The following is a 15,925-nucleotide window of genomic DNA, read 5'->3' on the forward strand; positions in this document are numbered from 1 at the left end:
GATGGAAACACATATGGAGGAATTTCAATTTACAAAACGTGTGCATAAAATATTGGAGATTGCAGCAGAAGAGAGTGAGTGTAGCATAATTCACCCGGTCCATCTGTTTATAGGTATGTGTAAAGAAGGTACAGGAGTTTGCGCTGAGTTATTTATGTATTTGTTTCATAAAGTCGGTCCAGATTTTTTAGAAAAACTTTCGTTACGAAAACGATTCGATTTACATAATCAAGAGTATAAAAAAATAGAGCAATATAAACTATCTTATAATGCGATAGAAATTTTACAAATAGCGAAGAAACGTATGGAACGCTTTCAGCAAGTAGTAATCAATGAAGGACATATTATGTATGCATTATTTCGTGTAGATACAGATATTGGTGAATTTATACATACACAAATGCAAGAAGATATATTACGTATTACAGCTGCACCGAGAGACTTAGCGGTTGATTTAAATAGTTTTAAATCTATTTATAATACATTATTTTGTCATGTAAGAAGAGCTAGTCCTTCTGATTTTGATAAGTTATCACGATTTGTGGCGGATGAATTTGGTGAACGGTGGTTACAGTCGGTTGATTATGGATTTCGGACATATAATGAAAAGTTACCTATCTATATTGCACAGCAGGAGGAAGTGATAATTGGTTTCGCCTGTTACGATGTAGTGAGAGGAAAGAAAGGATTGTTTGGTCCAATGGGCATAGCGAAACAAAATCGTGTGAAAGGTGTAGGAAAAGAATTATTGCATCATTGTTTATATAATATGAAGCAAGATGGATATGAATATGCGATTATTGGACAAGCAGGTCCCATTGAGTTTTACGAGAGAAATTGTAATGCTCGTTTAATATCGATAGATAATAAGTAACCAACTTCATCTAAAGGAGTTGGTTTTATTATGAAAATGATGTAGAGATGTAGTGGTTTTTACTAGAAAATAGCGGGTTTTGTAGTAAATCTTGCATATAAAGCAAATTACTAAACTTTTTACAAGAAAGGGTGTAGAATGGGTATCTAAAGAAAGAAGGTGTGAAAATGGCCAGCTGGAAACGAAATTTAATGATTTGTTGGCTAGGTTGTTTTACCACTGCAGCCGGTATGAGTTTAGTAATCCCTTTCTTATCTTTTTATATTGAGGAATTGGGAGTAACTGGCACTTCAAGCATTGCACAGTGGTCGGGACTTGCATTTGGTGTAACATTTTTAATGGGTGCGATCGTATCACCAATATGGGGAAAGCTTGGTGATATACATGGACGGAAATTGATGCTAATTCGTGCTAGCCTCGGTATGGCGATTATTATGACGCTTATGGGGTTTGTAACGGATGTATATCAATTAGTCGCACTAAGATTTTTAATGGGAGCAGTATCTGGTTTCCTTTCAACCGCAATGACATTTATTGCAGCAGAAACTCCGAAAGAACATTCAGGTTGGGCAATTTCCACAATTTCAACTGGTGGTGTAAGCGGTTCGTTACTTGGCCCGTTACTTGGAGGTTATTTATCTGAATTAATTGGAATGCGTCATGTCTTTCTTGTTACAGGAGCTTTTTTATTCCTTTCCTTTCTCATCGTTTTTTTCTTCTTGCATGAAGAAAATCACTCTGCTCAAGCAAAAAAAACACAGCCGAAAAAAGTATGGACGATGGTCCCAGCGAAGCATTTAATTATTAGTTTGTTTGTTACAACATTTATTATTCAACTTGCTAATATGTCAGTTCAACCAATTGTTACATTGTACGTGAAAAATTTAGTAGGCCCTCATACTGCACATATTGAAACAATTGCGGGAGCAGTTATGTCAGCGACAGGATTAGCCGTTATTTTGGCAGCACCAAGACTAGGAAGATTATCAGATCATATCGGTCCTCAAAAAACGTTAGTTGTAGCGTTATTTGCTGCAGGAATTATTTTTATCCCGCAAGCATTTGTAACCTCAGCTTGGCAACTATTAATTCTTCGATTTTTATTAGGTATCGCACAAGCAGGATTATTACCTTCCGTACAAACTCTACTAAAACAACATACACCAACCCATGTTACGGGAAGAATATTTGGATATAATCAATCATTTCAGTTTTTAGGAAATATGATTGGTCCAGTACTCGGGGGACAAATTGCAGCGCATGCAGGTTTCCAATATGTTTTCCTCTCTACATCATCACTATTATTTATTGCGTGTATCTGGGTTTATTTTCATAATAAGAACGAAGAGGTATCAGAGAAACGACATTTGGAAGTTAGTTAACTAAGTGAATAAAAAAAGGATGAAGCAATGATTGCTTCATCCTTTTCTTTAAAATTTAAGACATAGATAGCTTAATGTACCAAGCTCATAACTACGGTGAATGACTTCACTGCTATTTTCACCACTTCCCATAGCGATAAATAAAGGAACAAAATGTTCTGCTCTTGGTACTGCTAATTGTGCATGAGGAGCATTTTTTTCCCAATTAAACAATGCATCTTTATCGTTATTCTGCATATGTTTAATAATCCAATCATCAAATTCAATTGCCCATTTTTCAGGTGTAGTTTGATTCCATTTCAGTGCTCGTAAGTTATGGACGGTAACACCACTCCCGATTACTAAAATATCTTCTTGTCCGAGTCCTTTAAGTGCTTCTCCAATTTTAAATTGTTCTTTTGCAGAAAGGAATGGATTTACTGATATTTGCACGACAGGAATATTTGCTTCTGGATACATGCGGTGCAGGAGTGTCCATGAACCATGATCTAAACCTCTTGTCATATTATGATGGACTGAAATACCTTTGTTCTTAAATTTTGTTTCTAACATAGATGCAATGCTAGAAGAGCCTTTCGCACGATATTTGATTTCGTATAACTCAGGGGGAAAACCTCCAAAATCATAAATTGTTTCATACTCGTTATCTGATGAGGAAATCGTTAATACTTCACTTTCCCAGTGAGCAGTGAAAATAACAATTGCTTTCGGTTTATATGTTTCTCCAAGTGTTTTTAAAAATCGTGTATAGTCTGTATCTTGAATAGCGAGCATAGGCGAACCATGTGCTAAAAATAATGATGGCATCATAATAGTAGAAACCTCCTAAAAATTATATAGTTACTTTATGTAAGTAACTATATAATTTTATTTCAGGTTCGTCAAGAGATCAGTTTGAAAGCAAGTCTGAAAAATACATCATTTGTCATAATGAAAGCAATTACATATAATATAAAATAAGAAAAGTGAATGGATATTCATTTCTCTTAAAGGTATACATAATAGAGTTGGGAGCTGACGAAATGAATGTACAGGAAAGTTTCGTTACGGCATTGGATGGATCGGAAATTTATTTGCGTAAGTGGTTACCAGAAGGAGATCCGAGAGGAATTATTCAAATAGCACATGGCATGACAGAGCATGCAGGGGTGTATACAGAATTTGTGGATGCTTTATTGGAAGCAGGGTATGGTGTTTATGCGCATGATCATAAAGGACATGGGAAAACAGTAAAAAAAGAAGAAGATTATGGTCATTTTGAACCAAATATAGGGTGGAATCAAGTTGTATCGGATGTTATCTTTGTTTCAGAAAGGATAAAAGAAGAGCAGTCAAGTCCTTTGTTTTTACTTGGACATAGTATGGGTTCTTTTTTATCAAGACGTGCTGTACAACTTAGGGGCGAATTATATGATGGATTTCTGATTTCAGGAACAGGTGGAAATCCAGGGCTTTTAGGAGTTATTGGTCATAAAGTAGCAACAATCGAAATGAAGTTGCGCGGGGCAAAAACGAAAAGTCCAATGTTAAACTTTTTATCTTTCGGAAACTTCAATTCGAACTTTAAGCCAAATCGTACAAAATTTGATTGGTTATCTTCAGATAATAATCAAGTTGATAAATATATTGTGGATCCGTTATGTGGTTTCATTTGTACGACGAGTTTTTACCGAGAATTATTTTCTGGTGTATTAGAAGTAAATAAACTAGAAGAATACAAGAAGACGCCAAAGAATCTTCCAATACATATATTCTCTGGTGATCGTGATCCTGTTGGCGATATGGGGAAAGGTGTAAAAGAAGTATATGAAAACTATAAAAAATGTGGTGTGAAAGACGTGACACTACGTTTATATGAAAATGGTAGACATGAAATGTTTCATGAAGTAAATAAGGATGAAGTATTTAAAGATTTAATTTCGTGGTTAGATGCGCATAATAAATGAGAAAGATAATCCCAAACTGTTTGTAGTTTGGGATTATTTATTTTACAGAAATACGGGCAATAAATTCTTAAATTTACTTTACTTAATAAAAAATAAATCTTATTCTAGAGTCGTTAAAAAAATAAAGAAATATTGTATGAGAGGAAACCTCACTTTTCTGAAGTGAGGTTTTTTGTAGTAACGAAGTAATAGTGAATAAAACTAATTTTAAAAATAATTTAAAATCAAACTATTTATAAAGAAACAGATGCCTGTTCATAATAGTAGTATAATAGTGAATGAGGTGTTAATAGAATGGAAGATAGAACATTAGGTTTATTACTAGATGTTGTTGGTGAATTATTTTCAGATGAAATTTCAATTGCTGTTTCGAATACGAAAGAATATATTTACTATCGGCCAAGTAAACGAATTGATTTAAAGATTAGCGCTGGGGATCCTATAAAGGAAGGAACGATTGCTCATAAAGCGATGGTGATGAATCAAAAAACATCTGAGTTTATGAATCGGGATGTTTTTGGTATTCCTTATCATGGAATGGCTGTACCATTTTCAAACAATGGAAAGCTTGAAGGGTGCGTAACGGCAATTTATCCAGCTTTAACGGATGGAAAGTCAGTCGTTACTTTAAAAACAACAGATGGCTGGATTCCAGTTCCTTTTTCAAAGGTTATGTATTTAGAGGCTAAAGATAAAAAGACGTATGTGAATTCAGAAGAGTTATCAGGAACACATAAATACTCTCTGCAAGAATTCGAATACTTGCTTCCTAAAGATTCATTTATTAGATGTCACCGTTCGTTTATTGTAAATGTTAATCATATTAAAGCGATTTATCCTGATACCCATTCTACTTTTGTACTTTCGATGGATAATGGTGAGAGAGTACCAGTTAGTCAATCATACGCTAGTTATTTCCGTAAGCTTCTAGGATTCTAAATTTTTCTGCTTTAGAACCTAAATTTGCTGTTCTGTCTGAATTTTCGTTATTGTATACTAAAATCCCTATTTTGATAGTGTAAATGTGTAAAATAATTATGAATATTCAATGAGAGAGGGATTACATATGGAGAATAATTTAGATAGAATTAGAGATCAACGTCTAAAAGATCGGGTAGTTACACCTGAAGAAGCAGCTTCCTGGATTCAAAGTGGAATGACTTTAGGCTTAAGTGGGTTTACACGTGCAGGTGATGTAAAAGCAGTCCCATTTGCGCTTGTAAACCGAGTTAAGAATGATGAATCTTTTAAAGTAAATGTTTATACTGGGGCTTCTTTAGGCTCGGATGTAGACAAATTATTTGCTGAGGCAGGAATTTTAGGGAAAAGATTACCTTTCCAAGCTGACGCGACGATGCGAAAAGGAATTAATAACGGAGACTTTTTATTTGTGGATCAACACTTATCTCATACAGCAGAGTTACTCCGCGCTGACGTTCTGGATATAGATTTCGCTATTTTGGAAGCGGTTGCGATTACAGAGGACGGAATGATTATTCCAACCACTTCAATTGGAAATTCCTTAGCGTTTTCCTTAAATGCTAAGTCTATTATTATTGAAATGAATATGGCTCAATCCACGCAATTAGAGGGACTACATGATCTATATGAACCAGGTAAACAAGGGGAGAGGCTTCCAATTCCGCTTGTGAAAACAGATGACCGAATTGGAACAATCGGTATTCCAATTGATCCTGAAAAAGTAAAGGGAATTGTGTTTACGAATCAATTGGATTCGCCATCGACAATTGTTCCTCCGGATGAAGAAACGGTCATTATGGCACAGCATTTAATAGAATTCCTTCGAGAAGAAGTTAAAATAGGGCGATTAACAAATCGTTTAGCGCCGTTACAATCAGGAATTGGTTCAGTTGCTAACGCAGTATTGCATGGAATGTTAGATTCAGAATTTGAAGATTTAGAAGTGTATTCTGAAGTTTTACAAGATGCAGTTTTTGATCTTATGGATGCTGGAAAAGTCAATTTTGCTTCTTGTTGTTCTATCACGCTTTCTGAAGAGAAAATGCAACAAGTATTTTCTAACTTTGAAAAATATCGTGACAAATTAATGATGCGTCCGCAAGAGATTTCCAATCATCCTGAAATTATTCGTCGCCTTGGATTAATCTCAATTAATACTGCATTAGAATTAGATATATACGGAAATGTTAACTCTACTCACGTTTTAGGTACAAAAATGATGAATGGTATTGGTGGGTCTGGTGATTTTGCAAGAAATGCACGCCTAGCTATCTTTGTTACTAAATCGATTGCGAAAGGTGGTAACATTTCAAGTATTGTTCCTTTCGTTTCTCATGTAGACCATACTGAACATGATGTAGATGTTATTGTTACTGAACAGGGGTATGCCGACATAAGGGGACTTGCGCCAAGAGAAAGAGTGGAACTTATTATTGAGAATTGCGCACATCCAATGTATCGTGATCAACTACGTGCTTATTACGAAGAAGCAAAAACAAGAGGTGGACAAACTCCTCATATTTTAGAAAAAGCTTTTTCTTGGCATACGAATTATGCTAAAAATGGAACAATGCTTGAAGCGGTAGTAGAAACTGTATAGGTTTGTATCGTACGAAATAGTAAAACGAATGAGTGAGTTTGAAGATTAAATTTTAGAAAAAGAGAACGCCAACTTTTAGGGATGGCGTTCTTTTTCTTTAAAAAAATTGTACTGGTTATAATAAAGATTTATAAAAATAATCTCTAATTTATGAAAAAAAAGGTTTTTTGAAGTGCTTTCCGAATCAATTTAGTAGTTTACATATCGAAGGTGAGGAGAAAGAATCATGAAGATAAGAGAAGCGTTATTAAGTGAAGCAAATGAATTAAGTGAATTCGCACTACAATCAAAAGCAACGTGGGATTATAGTGAAGAATTCATATTTGCTTGTAAGGAAGATTTAGCAATTACAGAAGAATACATAAAAAATAATTTTGTATATGTTTTAGAAAACGATAATGCGAAGATTGGTTTTTTCTCATTTTTACGTAATGATAAAGCTCTCGATTTCTTGTACATTCATCCTGATTACAAAGGAAAAGGTTACGGGAAAATACTTTGGGAGTATGTAATAGAAAAAGCCAATGAACTAGGATTAAAAAGTTTTACAATTGATAGTGATCCGAATGCAAAAGGATATTACTTGAAAATGGGAGCACAGTTAATAGGAGAGACACCATCAACTGTCTTTAAGGGTCGTTTACTGCCTCTTTTGAAATATGATGTGTAAAACTATTAATAGTAGGGGAAGATTAGAATGGATGATGTAAAGGAAAAAAGAATATATGGAGCACTAATAAAATCGTGGTCGATTGAAACAAGTTCAAAGTGGACAATTGAAAATCCAGCAAAGGGACAGTGTGGTGTAACGGCTCTAGTCGTTCAAGATATATGTGGAGGGAAAATTATAAAGACAAAAATAGGGGGCGTGTGGCATTTTTATAACTTTATAGATGGGCAGAGGTTTGATTTTACAGAGTCTCAATTCAATGAAAACCTGAATTACTTGGGTGTGGAATCAAATCGGGAAGAAGCATTTGCAGATACAAATGAAAAGCAATATAGCATTTTGAAGGGAAAAATAACGAAAGAATTAAAATTATCTTTTGACTCTTAATCTTTAATAAGTTACTATAATGGTGGTAACTTATTAAAGGGAACTTCATAGAGTTGAAAGGGGAAATACATTTGAAAACAATTTATGTAAACGCTACAATTGTAACGATGAATGAACAAAACGAAGTGATAGAAAATGGATATATCATTGTAGAAAATGATCAAATTATAGATGTAAAGAGCGGAGAATTCGCTAATGATTTTGAAGTAAGTGAAGTAATTGACATGAAAGGAAAGTGGGTTTTACCAGGGCTTGTAAATACACATACACATGTTGTAATGAGTCTTTTAAGAGGTATTGGAGATGATATGTTATTACAGCCATGGCTTGAGACGAGAATTTGGCCACTGGAAAGTCAATTTACTCCCCAAATTGCGGTCGCTAGTACGGAATTAGGATTACTTGAAATGGTGAAAAGTGGTACAACATCATTCTCTGACATGTTTAATCCAATTGGAGTAGATCAAGACGCAATTATGGAAACGGTATCAAGGAGCGGGATGCGAGCTGCTGTTTCAAGGACTTTATTTAGCTTCGGAACGAAAGACGATGAAAAGAAAGCGATTGAAGAAGCTGAGAAATATGTGAAGCGTTACTATAACGAAAGTGGCATGTTAACTACGATGGTTGCACCACATAGTCCATATACATGTAGTACAGAATTGTTAGAAGAGTGCGCACGGATTGCAGTAGAGAATCAAACGATGGTTCATATCCACCTTTCTGAAACAGAGCGTGAAGTACGTGATATTGAAGCACAATATGGAAAACGTCCAGTAGAATATGCAGTGAGCTGCGGATTGTTTAAACGCCCAACAGTTATTGCACACGGTGTAGTATTAAATGACGATGAGCGTGCATTTTTAGCAGAACATGACGTTCGAGTAGCTCATAATCCGAATAGTAATTTAAAACTAGGTTCTGGTATAGCGAATGTAAAAGCGATGCTAGAAGCAGGAATAAAAGTAGGAATTGCAACAGATAGTGTTGCATCTAACAATAATTTAGACATGTTTGAAGAAATGCGCATAGCGACTTTACTACAAAAAGGTATTCACCAAGATGCAACAGCTTTACCAGTTGAAACAGCTCTTACACTTGCGACTAAAGGGGCTGCTGAAGTAATCGGGATGAAACAAACAGGATCACTTGAGGTTGGAAAATGTGCTGATTTTATTACGATTGATCCATCTAATAAGCCGCATTTACAACCAGCAGATGAAGTGTTATCACATCTTGTGTATGCTGCTAGTGGAAAAGATATAAGCGATGTAATTATTAACGGAAAACGTGTCGTTTGGAATGGCGAATGTAAAACGTTAGATGAAGAGCGTATTATATTTGAAGCAAGTCGTTATAAACGAGGTTTGCAAAGATAACTAATTATGTGGCAGTTGAAAAAGCTATCCTTTTAAAAGGATAGCTTTTTTCTTGAACGAATAAATATTCAAAAGAATGTCGCATCTTTCTGTTCATATTTCTGCTATAATATATAACGCTTTATAATATTTTATACTTAAGGAGAACAACTCATGAAGCGAAAAAAGAGCCATTTAATGGTAATGGCACTTGTTACATCTTTATTATTAACAGCTTGTAATAATAAAGCGAATAAAAGTGATACAGAGGTTAAAAAACAAGTGTTAAATGTAACAGTATCAGAAGAAATTCCTTCTCTGGACACTGCGAAAACGATGGATGGTACATCAGCACACGTTATGCAAAACATATTTGAAGGGTTATATGTATTAAATGATCAAGATCAGCCTACTCCAGCAGTAGCAAAATCGTTTAAAAGAAGTGAAGATGGTAAGAAATATACATTTAACTTGCGTAAAGATGCAAAATGGTCAAATGGAGATAATGTAACAGCAAATGATTTTATATTTGCGTGGAAACGTGCAATTAACCCTGAAACGGCATCTCAATATGCATACATGCTCTTTTATGTGAAAAATGCGAAAGAGATTAATAAGGGAACAATGCCTCTTGATGCACTTGGGGTTAAAGCAATAAATAATTATACGTTAGAAGTTGAACTCGAACAGCCGGTTCCGTATTTTTTACAGTTGTTAGCACTACCTATATACTTACCACAGCATGAATCATTTTTGAAAGAACAAGGAAACAATTATGCATTGGAACCTAGTAATCTCATATATAACGGGCCATTTGTATTAGAAAAATGGAAGCATGAACAAGAGTTTCAATTAAAGAAGAATGCTGCATATTGGGATCGAAAGAAAGTGAAATTAGACGAAATAAACTTTCATATCGTAAAGGATACAATGACAGCTGTAAATTTATATGAAGCCGGAGATTTGGATCGAGTACCTATTAATTCGCAAGTTGTAGACAAGTATAAAGGGAATAAGGAATTACATATGTCGAGCGATCCTGGAATTGCTATGCTTCGTTTTAATGAAAAAAATACCGCGTTAGCAAATAAAAAGGTGCGTCAATCTATTTCATTAGCGTTAAATAAGGATGATTTCGTTGCTCACTTTATTAATAACGGAGCAAAGCCTGCAAGCGGGCTTGTACCAGTTGGTCATGTAAATGAAGTGACCGGTAAAGATTTTAGAAAAGAAAACGGAGATCTTTCTTCATATGATTTGCAAAATGCGCAAAAGATTTGGAAAGAAGCGAAAAAAGAGCTTGAAGTAGAGCAAGTAAACCTCGAGTTTTTAACGTTTGAACAAGATAATGCAAAACGGATGGCAGAATATATAAAAGGTGATTTAGAAAAGAATTTGCAAGGAATCGCGATACAAATTAAACAACAGCCATTTAAGCAAAAATTACAGTTAGAACAAGCAGGTGATTACGATATAACTATGGCAAATTGGGGACCTGACTATAAAGACCCAATTAGTTATTTAGAGTTATTTACGACAGGGAATCCGAATAATAAAATGAATTATTCTAATGTTCATTACGATGAATTAATAAAGAAAGCGAAAACGGATTTTGTACTAGATACGGAAAATCGATGGGAAGCGTTGCGAGAAGCCGAGCAGGTATTATTAGAAGATGCTGCGGTGGCGCCGCTTTATCATATTGGCTCAGCATATGTACAAAAGGATTATGTAAAAGGAATTGAAAAGCATCAATTTGGTGGTATTTATACTTATAAGAATGCTTATATTGCTAATGAATAAATATAAAAAACCTTACTTTTTAAAAGTAAGGTTTTTTACACATGAATTCTATTAAACCGATTTTAATAAAGCGTAAAAATTCGTATCATATGGGACATCATCTTGATACATATAATTTTTTAGAACGCCTTCTTTTTCAAAGCCTAATTTTAATAGTACTTTATTGGAAGCTTCATTTTCAAGAAATACAATTGCTCCAATCCGCTTTAAATGAATCGTATGGAAACCGTATGATATAACCTCAGAAACAGCTTCAGTCGCATATCCTTTTCCCCAGTGTTCAGGCAAAAAGGCATAACTTATATTGGCTCGTTTATGCTCAGAAGACCAATCATGAAAACCAATGGTACCGATGAGTTCTTTCGTGTCTTTTAATTCGATTCCCCATTTTATACCGCTTCTTGCATTGTAACTCAACTTAAAGTTATGAATGATTTGTTTCACTTGATCAACATCTTGTAACGGTTTTTGGCCATAATAGCGCAGTACATTAGTATTAGAAAAGCATTGTAGTATACGCGGTGCATCTTCTTCGGTAAGTTCTCTTAAAATGAGTCGGTCTGTTTTCAATATAGGAAACATGCTTTCACTCCATTTCTTTTGAAACTAGAATGTGTTGTTATTATATAATCTAGTCTGAAAATAAAGATTATTCAAGAGGGGAGTATGGTTTTAATTTATGATAAAATTGATTGTGGAATATATTTCAAAAAGAGGTTTGTATATGGAGAAAAATTCAATTTTAATTGTAGATGATGATCAAGATATTGTTCAATTTATAAAAGTGAATCTAATGCAAGAAGGTTTTAAAGTTTTTAGTGCTCATAACGGAGAAGAGGCTTTAGAAATAATAAATAATAACAGTATTCAACTTGCTATTTTGGATATTATGATGCCACAAATGGATGGGATAGAATTGTGTAGAAGGATTAGAGAGAAACATAGTTTACCAATTATGTTTTTAAGCGCGAAATCATCGGATGTCGATAAGGTAATTGGATTTAGTACTGGGGCAGATGATTATATTGTGAAGCCGTTCAGTACAATTGAATTTATCGCAAGAGTGAAAGCTCAATTAAGAAGGTATACATATTTCAACCAAAATGCTGTCCAAGTAATGGAAAAGAAAATAAATATTAGAGGTTTAGAAATAGATGAAGTGTCGAGAACTGTAATGTTATATGGAGAAACAATGAATCTTACGAAAACTGAATATGATATTTTACACTTAATGGCAGCCGCAAGGAATCGTGTGTTTACAATTGAAGAAATATATGAGAGCGTTTGGAACGAAAGAGCCTATGAAAGTAATAATACAGTAATGGTTCATATTGCAAGATTGAGAAATAAAATTGAAGAGAATCCAAAAGAACCGAAGTTTATACAAAATGTTTGGGGAGTCGGATATAAAATTGAAGATTAGATCTTTACAGGGTATTAGGGCGAAATTTTTTTTAGCTTTCATATGTAGCATCTTGTTAGCGACTGTAAGTATAATAGTGCTTCAAATTTTAGTTGGAAATATATATAGTCATGTTAATGCGTTAGAGGAAAAATATTCATTTTTATACTTTATAGTTTTTTTGATTTTTACTACGACATACTTTGCATGTATGACAAAAACAATGATGAAAAGATTGTCTGAAATTAATAAGAACGTGAAGGAAATAAGTAATGGTAATTTTGAAGTACATATACCTATTTCAAAAAATGACGAGATTGGTGAATTAGCGACGAATGTAAATAGAATGGTCAAAAGTTTAAAAGAGTCTATCGAGAATGAAAAAAAATCACAGGAAATGAAAAATGAAATGATTAGTAATATTTCTCATGATTTACGAACGCCAGTAACATCTTTAATCGGTTATGCGGACCTGTTAGGAAATAAACTCCATTCGAATGGAGAAGAATGTGAACAGTATGTAAGTATATTAAAGCGAAAAAGTTATGAATTAAAACATCAAGTAGATGATTTATTAGAATACTGTCAAATAAATTATAGAGAGATTGAATTACATAAAGATGAAGTAGATATGAAAGCATTAATTGAACAAATCATGATTGGCTTTGTACCACAATTAGATGATGCTAATATGAGCTTTTATATTAAAAGTGATGAAGTGCTGTATGTAGAAGTTGATGTGGCACTTATAGTGAGACTATTTGAAAATATAATAGGTAATAGTATTATGTATGGAAAAGATGGAAAGGAAATTGCAATTGGAATTTCCAATAAAACAATGAATGTTGAAGTAGAAATTAAAAATTTTGGACAATGTATTCCGGAAGAGGACCTTCCTTACGTTTTTGAGAAATTTTATCGTAGTGAAAAATCACGTAGTTCTTATACTGGTGGGAAAGGAATGGGGCTTGCAATTTCAAAAAGTATAGCCGAGCTCCATCAAGGGGATCTAACTGTACGTAGTAACGATAAAGAAACAGTTTTCACTGTGAAATTACCGCAGTATAAAAAAGTAAGAAAGTCGTAAGTATTTCTTTTATATGTCGTAATTTTTACTTTGTATCATTGAGAAAAAGGATATGAGAGTAGGGATGCGACATGTGGAAGAAATTTTTATTAGTGATTATAGTTTCTTTTTTAATTATAAGTTGGATCTTAGTTTATGTAGCTAATGGTGTTACATCAGTTTTTGTTTGGTGGAGTATTCAGGCTTTTAGTTTTATTTCAGTTTTCCTCTTGATAGGATCAGTAATAATATTTTTTTGGAAAGGCATTTTTAGAAAGCGGATAGATAGAACGCTATTTTTAATCATTCTGTTTTCTATCATTGGAGCTTGGCCTGTCGGTTGGTTTGCTAATATAGGTAGAATTGCTTACCCAGCAGATATACAATCTATGAGTCCTAAAGCAGTAGTTCGTGTTCCTTTGAATGAACGAGCATTAATAGGCTGGGGCGGTGATCAGTTAGAAACGAACTATCATGTTATAAAGCCAAATGAAAGGTGGGCATATGATATCCTCATTCCACCTGCTGAAGTGAAAAGTAGTAAGTTAGAGGATTACGGAATATATGGAGCGAAAGTAATGGCACCAGCTTCTGGGACGGTTGTATCAATCAATAATGATGAAAAAGATTTAATTCCCGGATTGGATGATTTTCAGTCAATGGCAGGGAATTACATATATTTACGGATAGATGAAACAGAGACATTTTTGATTCTTGCCCACTTAAAGAAAGGGTCCATTAAAGTTAGAGAAGGACAACGTGTAAATGAAGGAGAATTTCTTGCTCAAGTCGGTAACTCAGGAAGTTCAAGTGAGCCACATTTACATATTCATCATCAAAGGCAAGATCCGTCCAAGGTAAGTATGTTTTTTGCGGAAGGATTGCCACTTTACTTTCGAACTGAAAATGGTGTCATGATGCCGGAAAGAGGGACATACATAAGTGGTAACCAGAAGAAAATCATTTCATCCAAAAAGGGTATTCCAAATTAAAATTGGAATACCCTTTTTCATTATCCTACAAATGTTTGATACAGTAAGAAGATATTTAAAATGATAACGAGTGCTGCAATTATCCAAGCGATAAATGTTGTTATACGGTGGTTAACGAGTGCACCCATAATCTTTTTGTTACTTGTAAACATAATAAGTGGTACTAGCGCAAATGCAATACCGAATGATAAGACGACTTGGCTCATGACTAGAGCGTAAGTTGGATTTACACCTAAAGCGATAATAACTAATGGTGGAATCATTGTAATAAATCGGCGTAAGTATAACGGAATATGCATGCGAATGAAACCTTGCATAATAATATCACCCGACATTGTACCAACAGAAGAGCTAGATAGTCCTGCTGATAAAAGTCCAATCCCAAATAATGCAGCCGATACAGGACCTACTAAATTGGTAAATTGAGTGTAAGCAACATCTAAATCTTCAACGTGCAAGCCGTTTTTAAAGAATAGTGCAGCAGCAACAATTAACATACTTGCATTAATTGCTCCAGCAATAACCATTGCAATAATAATATCGATAAATTCGAAACGAAAAATCTTTTTCTTTTGTTCGTCAGTTGTTCCGACTACGCGGCGTTGTGTTAATGCAGAATGCAAGTATATTGCATGTGGCATAACTGTTGCACCTAAAATCCCTGCTGCAAGTAATATACTGTCTACACCTTGGAATTTTGGAATAAATAGTCCTGAAAGAAGGGGACTTAATTCTGGTTTTGCATAAAAAACTTGAATCCCAAAAGCAATTACTACAATGAAAATCATTCCTGTAATAATAGCTTCTAGTGGACGAAATCCTCTACGTTGAAACTCAAGAATAATAAATGATCCGGCTGCAGTAATTAAAGCGGCAGGTAGCATCGGGATTCCAAATAGTAAGTAAAGCCCCAAAGCAGCTCCAATAAATTCCGCTAAATCTGTAGCCATAATAACTAGTTCACCTTGTATCCATAAGCCGATAGACACAGGCTTTGGAAAGTTTTCACGAGCTATTTCGGGTAAATTGTTTCCTGTAGCAATTCCTAATTTAGCTGATAACGTTTGGATTAATACAGCCATTAAGTTAGAAGCGAGTATAACCCATAATAGTAAATATCCATATTGTGAACCAGCTGCGATATTTGTAGCAAAGTTGCCAGGATCAATATAAGCAACGGACGCGATAAAAGCGGGTCCTAAAAATGGTAACAGTCTTTTCCAGCCTTTTGTTTCTCCACTTAAAGCTAAATGAGCTGATTGTACAGTTGTACTTTCAGAAGGGAGATGTTCATCTTTTGTTATATCTTTATTCATAGTAGTTTTCCCCTTTAAAATGTTAACTTGATGAAATTATTGTATTTATTCTTACTCATTATTTCAATACATTTAAATATGTTATGTGATAATTTCATTTGAACACGAAAGTTTCCTTAATGCAAATTATATGCCTTTACGCAATGGA

15 protein-coding genes are annotated in these 15,925 nt (G+C 34.3%); 12 read left to right on the forward strand and 3 right to left on the reverse strand.

Translation table 11 applies throughout. The features are described from left to right. Positions 1 to 13: 13 nt before the first annotated feature. Positions 14 to 874: a GNAT family N-acetyltransferase gene (locus tag ACTFRY_RS13340; RefSeq protein ID WP_000390845.1), complete on the forward strand. Its 861-nt coding sequence runs from the start codon at positions 14 to 16 to the stop codon at positions 872 to 874. A 167-nt stretch (positions 875 to 1,041) separates the two neighbouring features. Then, positions 1,042 to 2,256, forward strand: a complete 1,215-nt coding sequence (locus ACTFRY_RS13345) for a multidrug efflux MFS transporter (protein WP_000179303.1) — start codon at positions 1,042 to 1,044, stop codon at positions 2,254 to 2,256. Between the two features lie 48 nt (positions 2,257 to 2,304). Here the strand turns inward: ACTFRY_RS13345 and ACTFRY_RS13350 are convergent, their stop codons facing one another. Continuing rightward, positions 2,305 to 3,066, reverse strand: coding sequence for a DODA-type extradiol aromatic ring-opening family dioxygenase (locus ACTFRY_RS13350; RefSeq protein WP_098616412.1), 762 nt, complete (start codon positions 3,064 to 3,066; stop codon positions 2,305 to 2,307). Between the two features lie 212 nt (positions 3,067 to 3,278). Here ACTFRY_RS13350 and ACTFRY_RS13355 point away from each other — a divergent pair, with 212 nt between their 5' ends. The 7 genes from ACTFRY_RS13355 to ACTFRY_RS13385 all read left to right on the forward strand — a co-directional run bounded on the left by ACTFRY_RS13355 (position 3,279) and on the right by ACTFRY_RS13385 (position 11,001). Further along, entirely contained in the window at positions 3,279 to 4,202 is a 924-nt protein-coding gene (locus tag ACTFRY_RS13355) for an alpha/beta hydrolase (RefSeq protein ID WP_098616411.1), read from the forward strand. 294 nt (positions 4,203 to 4,496) lie between these two features. Further along, the gene (locus ACTFRY_RS13360) at positions 4,497 to 5,141 is read left to right on the forward strand and encodes a LytTR family DNA-binding domain-containing protein (RefSeq protein ID WP_000390207.1); all 645 of its coding nucleotides are present in this window, start codon (positions 4,497 to 4,499) and stop codon (positions 5,139 to 5,141) included. Between the two features lie 127 nt (positions 5,142 to 5,268). Further along, positions 5,269 to 6,783 carry an acetyl-CoA hydrolase/transferase family protein gene (locus ACTFRY_RS13365; protein ID WP_098616410.1) on the forward strand — a complete coding sequence of 505 codons (1,515 nt, stop codon included), beginning with the start codon at positions 5,269 to 5,271 and terminating at the stop codon, positions 6,781 to 6,783. Between the two features lie 226 nt (positions 6,784 to 7,009). Then, positions 7,010 to 7,453 carry a GNAT family N-acetyltransferase gene (locus ACTFRY_RS13370; protein ID WP_098616409.1) on the forward strand — a complete coding sequence of 148 codons (444 nt, stop codon included), beginning with the start codon at positions 7,010 to 7,012 and terminating at the stop codon, positions 7,451 to 7,453. Positions 7,454 to 7,480: 27 nt separating this feature from the next. Beyond that, the gene (locus ACTFRY_RS13375) at positions 7,481 to 7,840 is read left to right on the forward strand and encodes a YunG family protein (RefSeq protein WP_000342921.1); all 360 of its coding nucleotides are present in this window, start codon (positions 7,481 to 7,483) and stop codon (positions 7,838 to 7,840) included. 53 nt (positions 7,841 to 7,893) lie between these two features. Next, a complete protein-coding gene (locus ACTFRY_RS13380; RefSeq protein WP_136986023.1) occupies positions 7,894 to 9,219 on the forward strand; it encodes a bifunctional S-methyl-5'-thioadenosine deaminase/S-adenosylhomocysteine deaminase in 1,326 nt (441 codons plus the stop codon). 153 nt (positions 9,220 to 9,372) lie between these two features. Next, positions 9,373 to 11,001 (forward strand): peptide ABC transporter substrate-binding protein, encoded by a 1,629-nt coding sequence (locus ACTFRY_RS13385; RefSeq protein WP_000823521.1) that lies wholly within the window; start codon positions 9,373 to 9,375, stop codon positions 10,999 to 11,001. Between the two features lie 51 nt (positions 11,002 to 11,052). Here the strand turns inward: ACTFRY_RS13385 and ACTFRY_RS13390 are convergent, their stop codons facing one another. Then, positions 11,053 to 11,583: a GNAT family N-acetyltransferase gene (locus ACTFRY_RS13390; RefSeq protein WP_000483976.1), complete on the reverse strand. Its 531-nt coding sequence runs from the start codon at positions 11,581 to 11,583 to the stop codon at positions 11,053 to 11,055. A gap of 142 nt (positions 11,584 to 11,725) precedes the next feature. On the opposite strand from ACTFRY_RS13390, the gene ACTFRY_RS13395 reads away from it, so the two are divergent. From ACTFRY_RS13395 to ACTFRY_RS13405, 3 genes are all read left to right on the forward strand, one after another. Next, the gene (locus ACTFRY_RS13395; RefSeq protein WP_000414526.1) at positions 11,726 to 12,424 is read left to right on the forward strand and encodes a response regulator transcription factor; all 699 of its coding nucleotides are present in this window, start codon (positions 11,726 to 11,728) and stop codon (positions 12,422 to 12,424) included. Continuing rightward, positions 12,390 to 13,490 carry a HAMP domain-containing sensor histidine kinase gene (locus tag ACTFRY_RS13400; protein WP_116777434.1) on the forward strand — a complete coding sequence of 367 codons (1,101 nt, stop codon included), beginning with the start codon at positions 12,390 to 12,392 and terminating at the stop codon, positions 13,488 to 13,490. The genes ACTFRY_RS13395 and ACTFRY_RS13400 overlap by 35 nt, the downstream gene beginning before the upstream one ends. A gap of 71 nt (positions 13,491 to 13,561) precedes the next feature. Then, complete coding sequence (locus ACTFRY_RS13405; protein ID WP_098616407.1) at positions 13,562 to 14,461, forward strand: M23 family metallopeptidase; 900 nt, start codon at positions 13,562 to 13,564, stop codon at positions 14,459 to 14,461. 20 nt (positions 14,462 to 14,481) lie between these two features. On the opposite strand, the gene ACTFRY_RS13410 is transcribed toward ACTFRY_RS13405, so the two are convergent. After that, complete coding sequence (locus tag ACTFRY_RS13410; protein ID WP_001030677.1) at positions 14,482 to 15,777, reverse strand: Nramp family divalent metal transporter; 1,296 nt, start codon at positions 15,775 to 15,777, stop codon at positions 14,482 to 14,484. Positions 15,778 to 15,925 lie beyond the last annotated feature (148 nt).

The organism is Bacillus cereus group sp. MYBK195-1 (genome assembly GCF_051916605.1).
Classification (GTDB): domain Bacteria; phylum Bacillota; class Bacilli; order Bacillales; family Bacillaceae_G; genus Bacillus_A; species Bacillus_A cereus.

Coding starts and splice junctions, on each gene's coding strand:
- ACTFRY_RS13340 (WP_000390845.1), top strand. CDS start 14: ATGGAGGAATTTCAATTTACAAAACGTGTGCATAAAATATTGGAGATT.
- ACTFRY_RS13345 (WP_000179303.1), top strand. CDS start 1,042: ATGGCCAGCTGGAAACGAAATTTAATGATTTGTTGGCTAGGTTGTTTT.
- ACTFRY_RS13350 (WP_098616412.1), bottom strand. CDS start 3,066: ATGATGCCATCATTATTTTTAGCACATGGTTCGCCTATGCTCGCTATT.
- ACTFRY_RS13355 (WP_098616411.1), top strand. CDS start 3,279: ATGAATGTACAGGAAAGTTTCGTTACGGCATTGGATGGATCGGAAATT.
- ACTFRY_RS13360 (WP_000390207.1), top strand. CDS start 4,497: ATGGAAGATAGAACATTAGGTTTATTACTAGATGTTGTTGGTGAATTA.
- ACTFRY_RS13365 (WP_098616410.1), top strand. CDS start 5,269: ATGGAGAATAATTTAGATAGAATTAGAGATCAACGTCTAAAAGATCGG.
- ACTFRY_RS13370 (WP_098616409.1), top strand. CDS start 7,010: ATGAAGATAAGAGAAGCGTTATTAAGTGAAGCAAATGAATTAAGTGAA.
- ACTFRY_RS13375 (WP_000342921.1), top strand. CDS start 7,481: ATGGATGATGTAAAGGAAAAAAGAATATATGGAGCACTAATAAAATCG.
- ACTFRY_RS13385 (WP_000823521.1), top strand. CDS start 9,373: ATGAAGCGAAAAAAGAGCCATTTAATGGTAATGGCACTTGTTACATCT.
- ACTFRY_RS13390 (WP_000483976.1), bottom strand. CDS start 11,583: ATGTTTCCTATATTGAAAACAGACCGACTCATTTTAAGAGAACTTACC.
- ACTFRY_RS13395 (WP_000414526.1), top strand. CDS start 11,726: ATGGAGAAAAATTCAATTTTAATTGTAGATGATGATCAAGATATTGTT.
- ACTFRY_RS13400 (WP_116777434.1), top strand. CDS start 12,390: ATGTTTGGGGAGTCGGATATAAAATTGAAGATTAGATCTTTACAGGGT.
- ACTFRY_RS13405 (WP_098616407.1), top strand. CDS start 13,562: ATGTGGAAGAAATTTTTATTAGTGATTATAGTTTCTTTTTTAATTATA.
- ACTFRY_RS13410 (WP_001030677.1), bottom strand. CDS start 15,777: ATGAATAAAGATATAACAAAAGATGAACATCTCCCTTCTGAAAGTACA.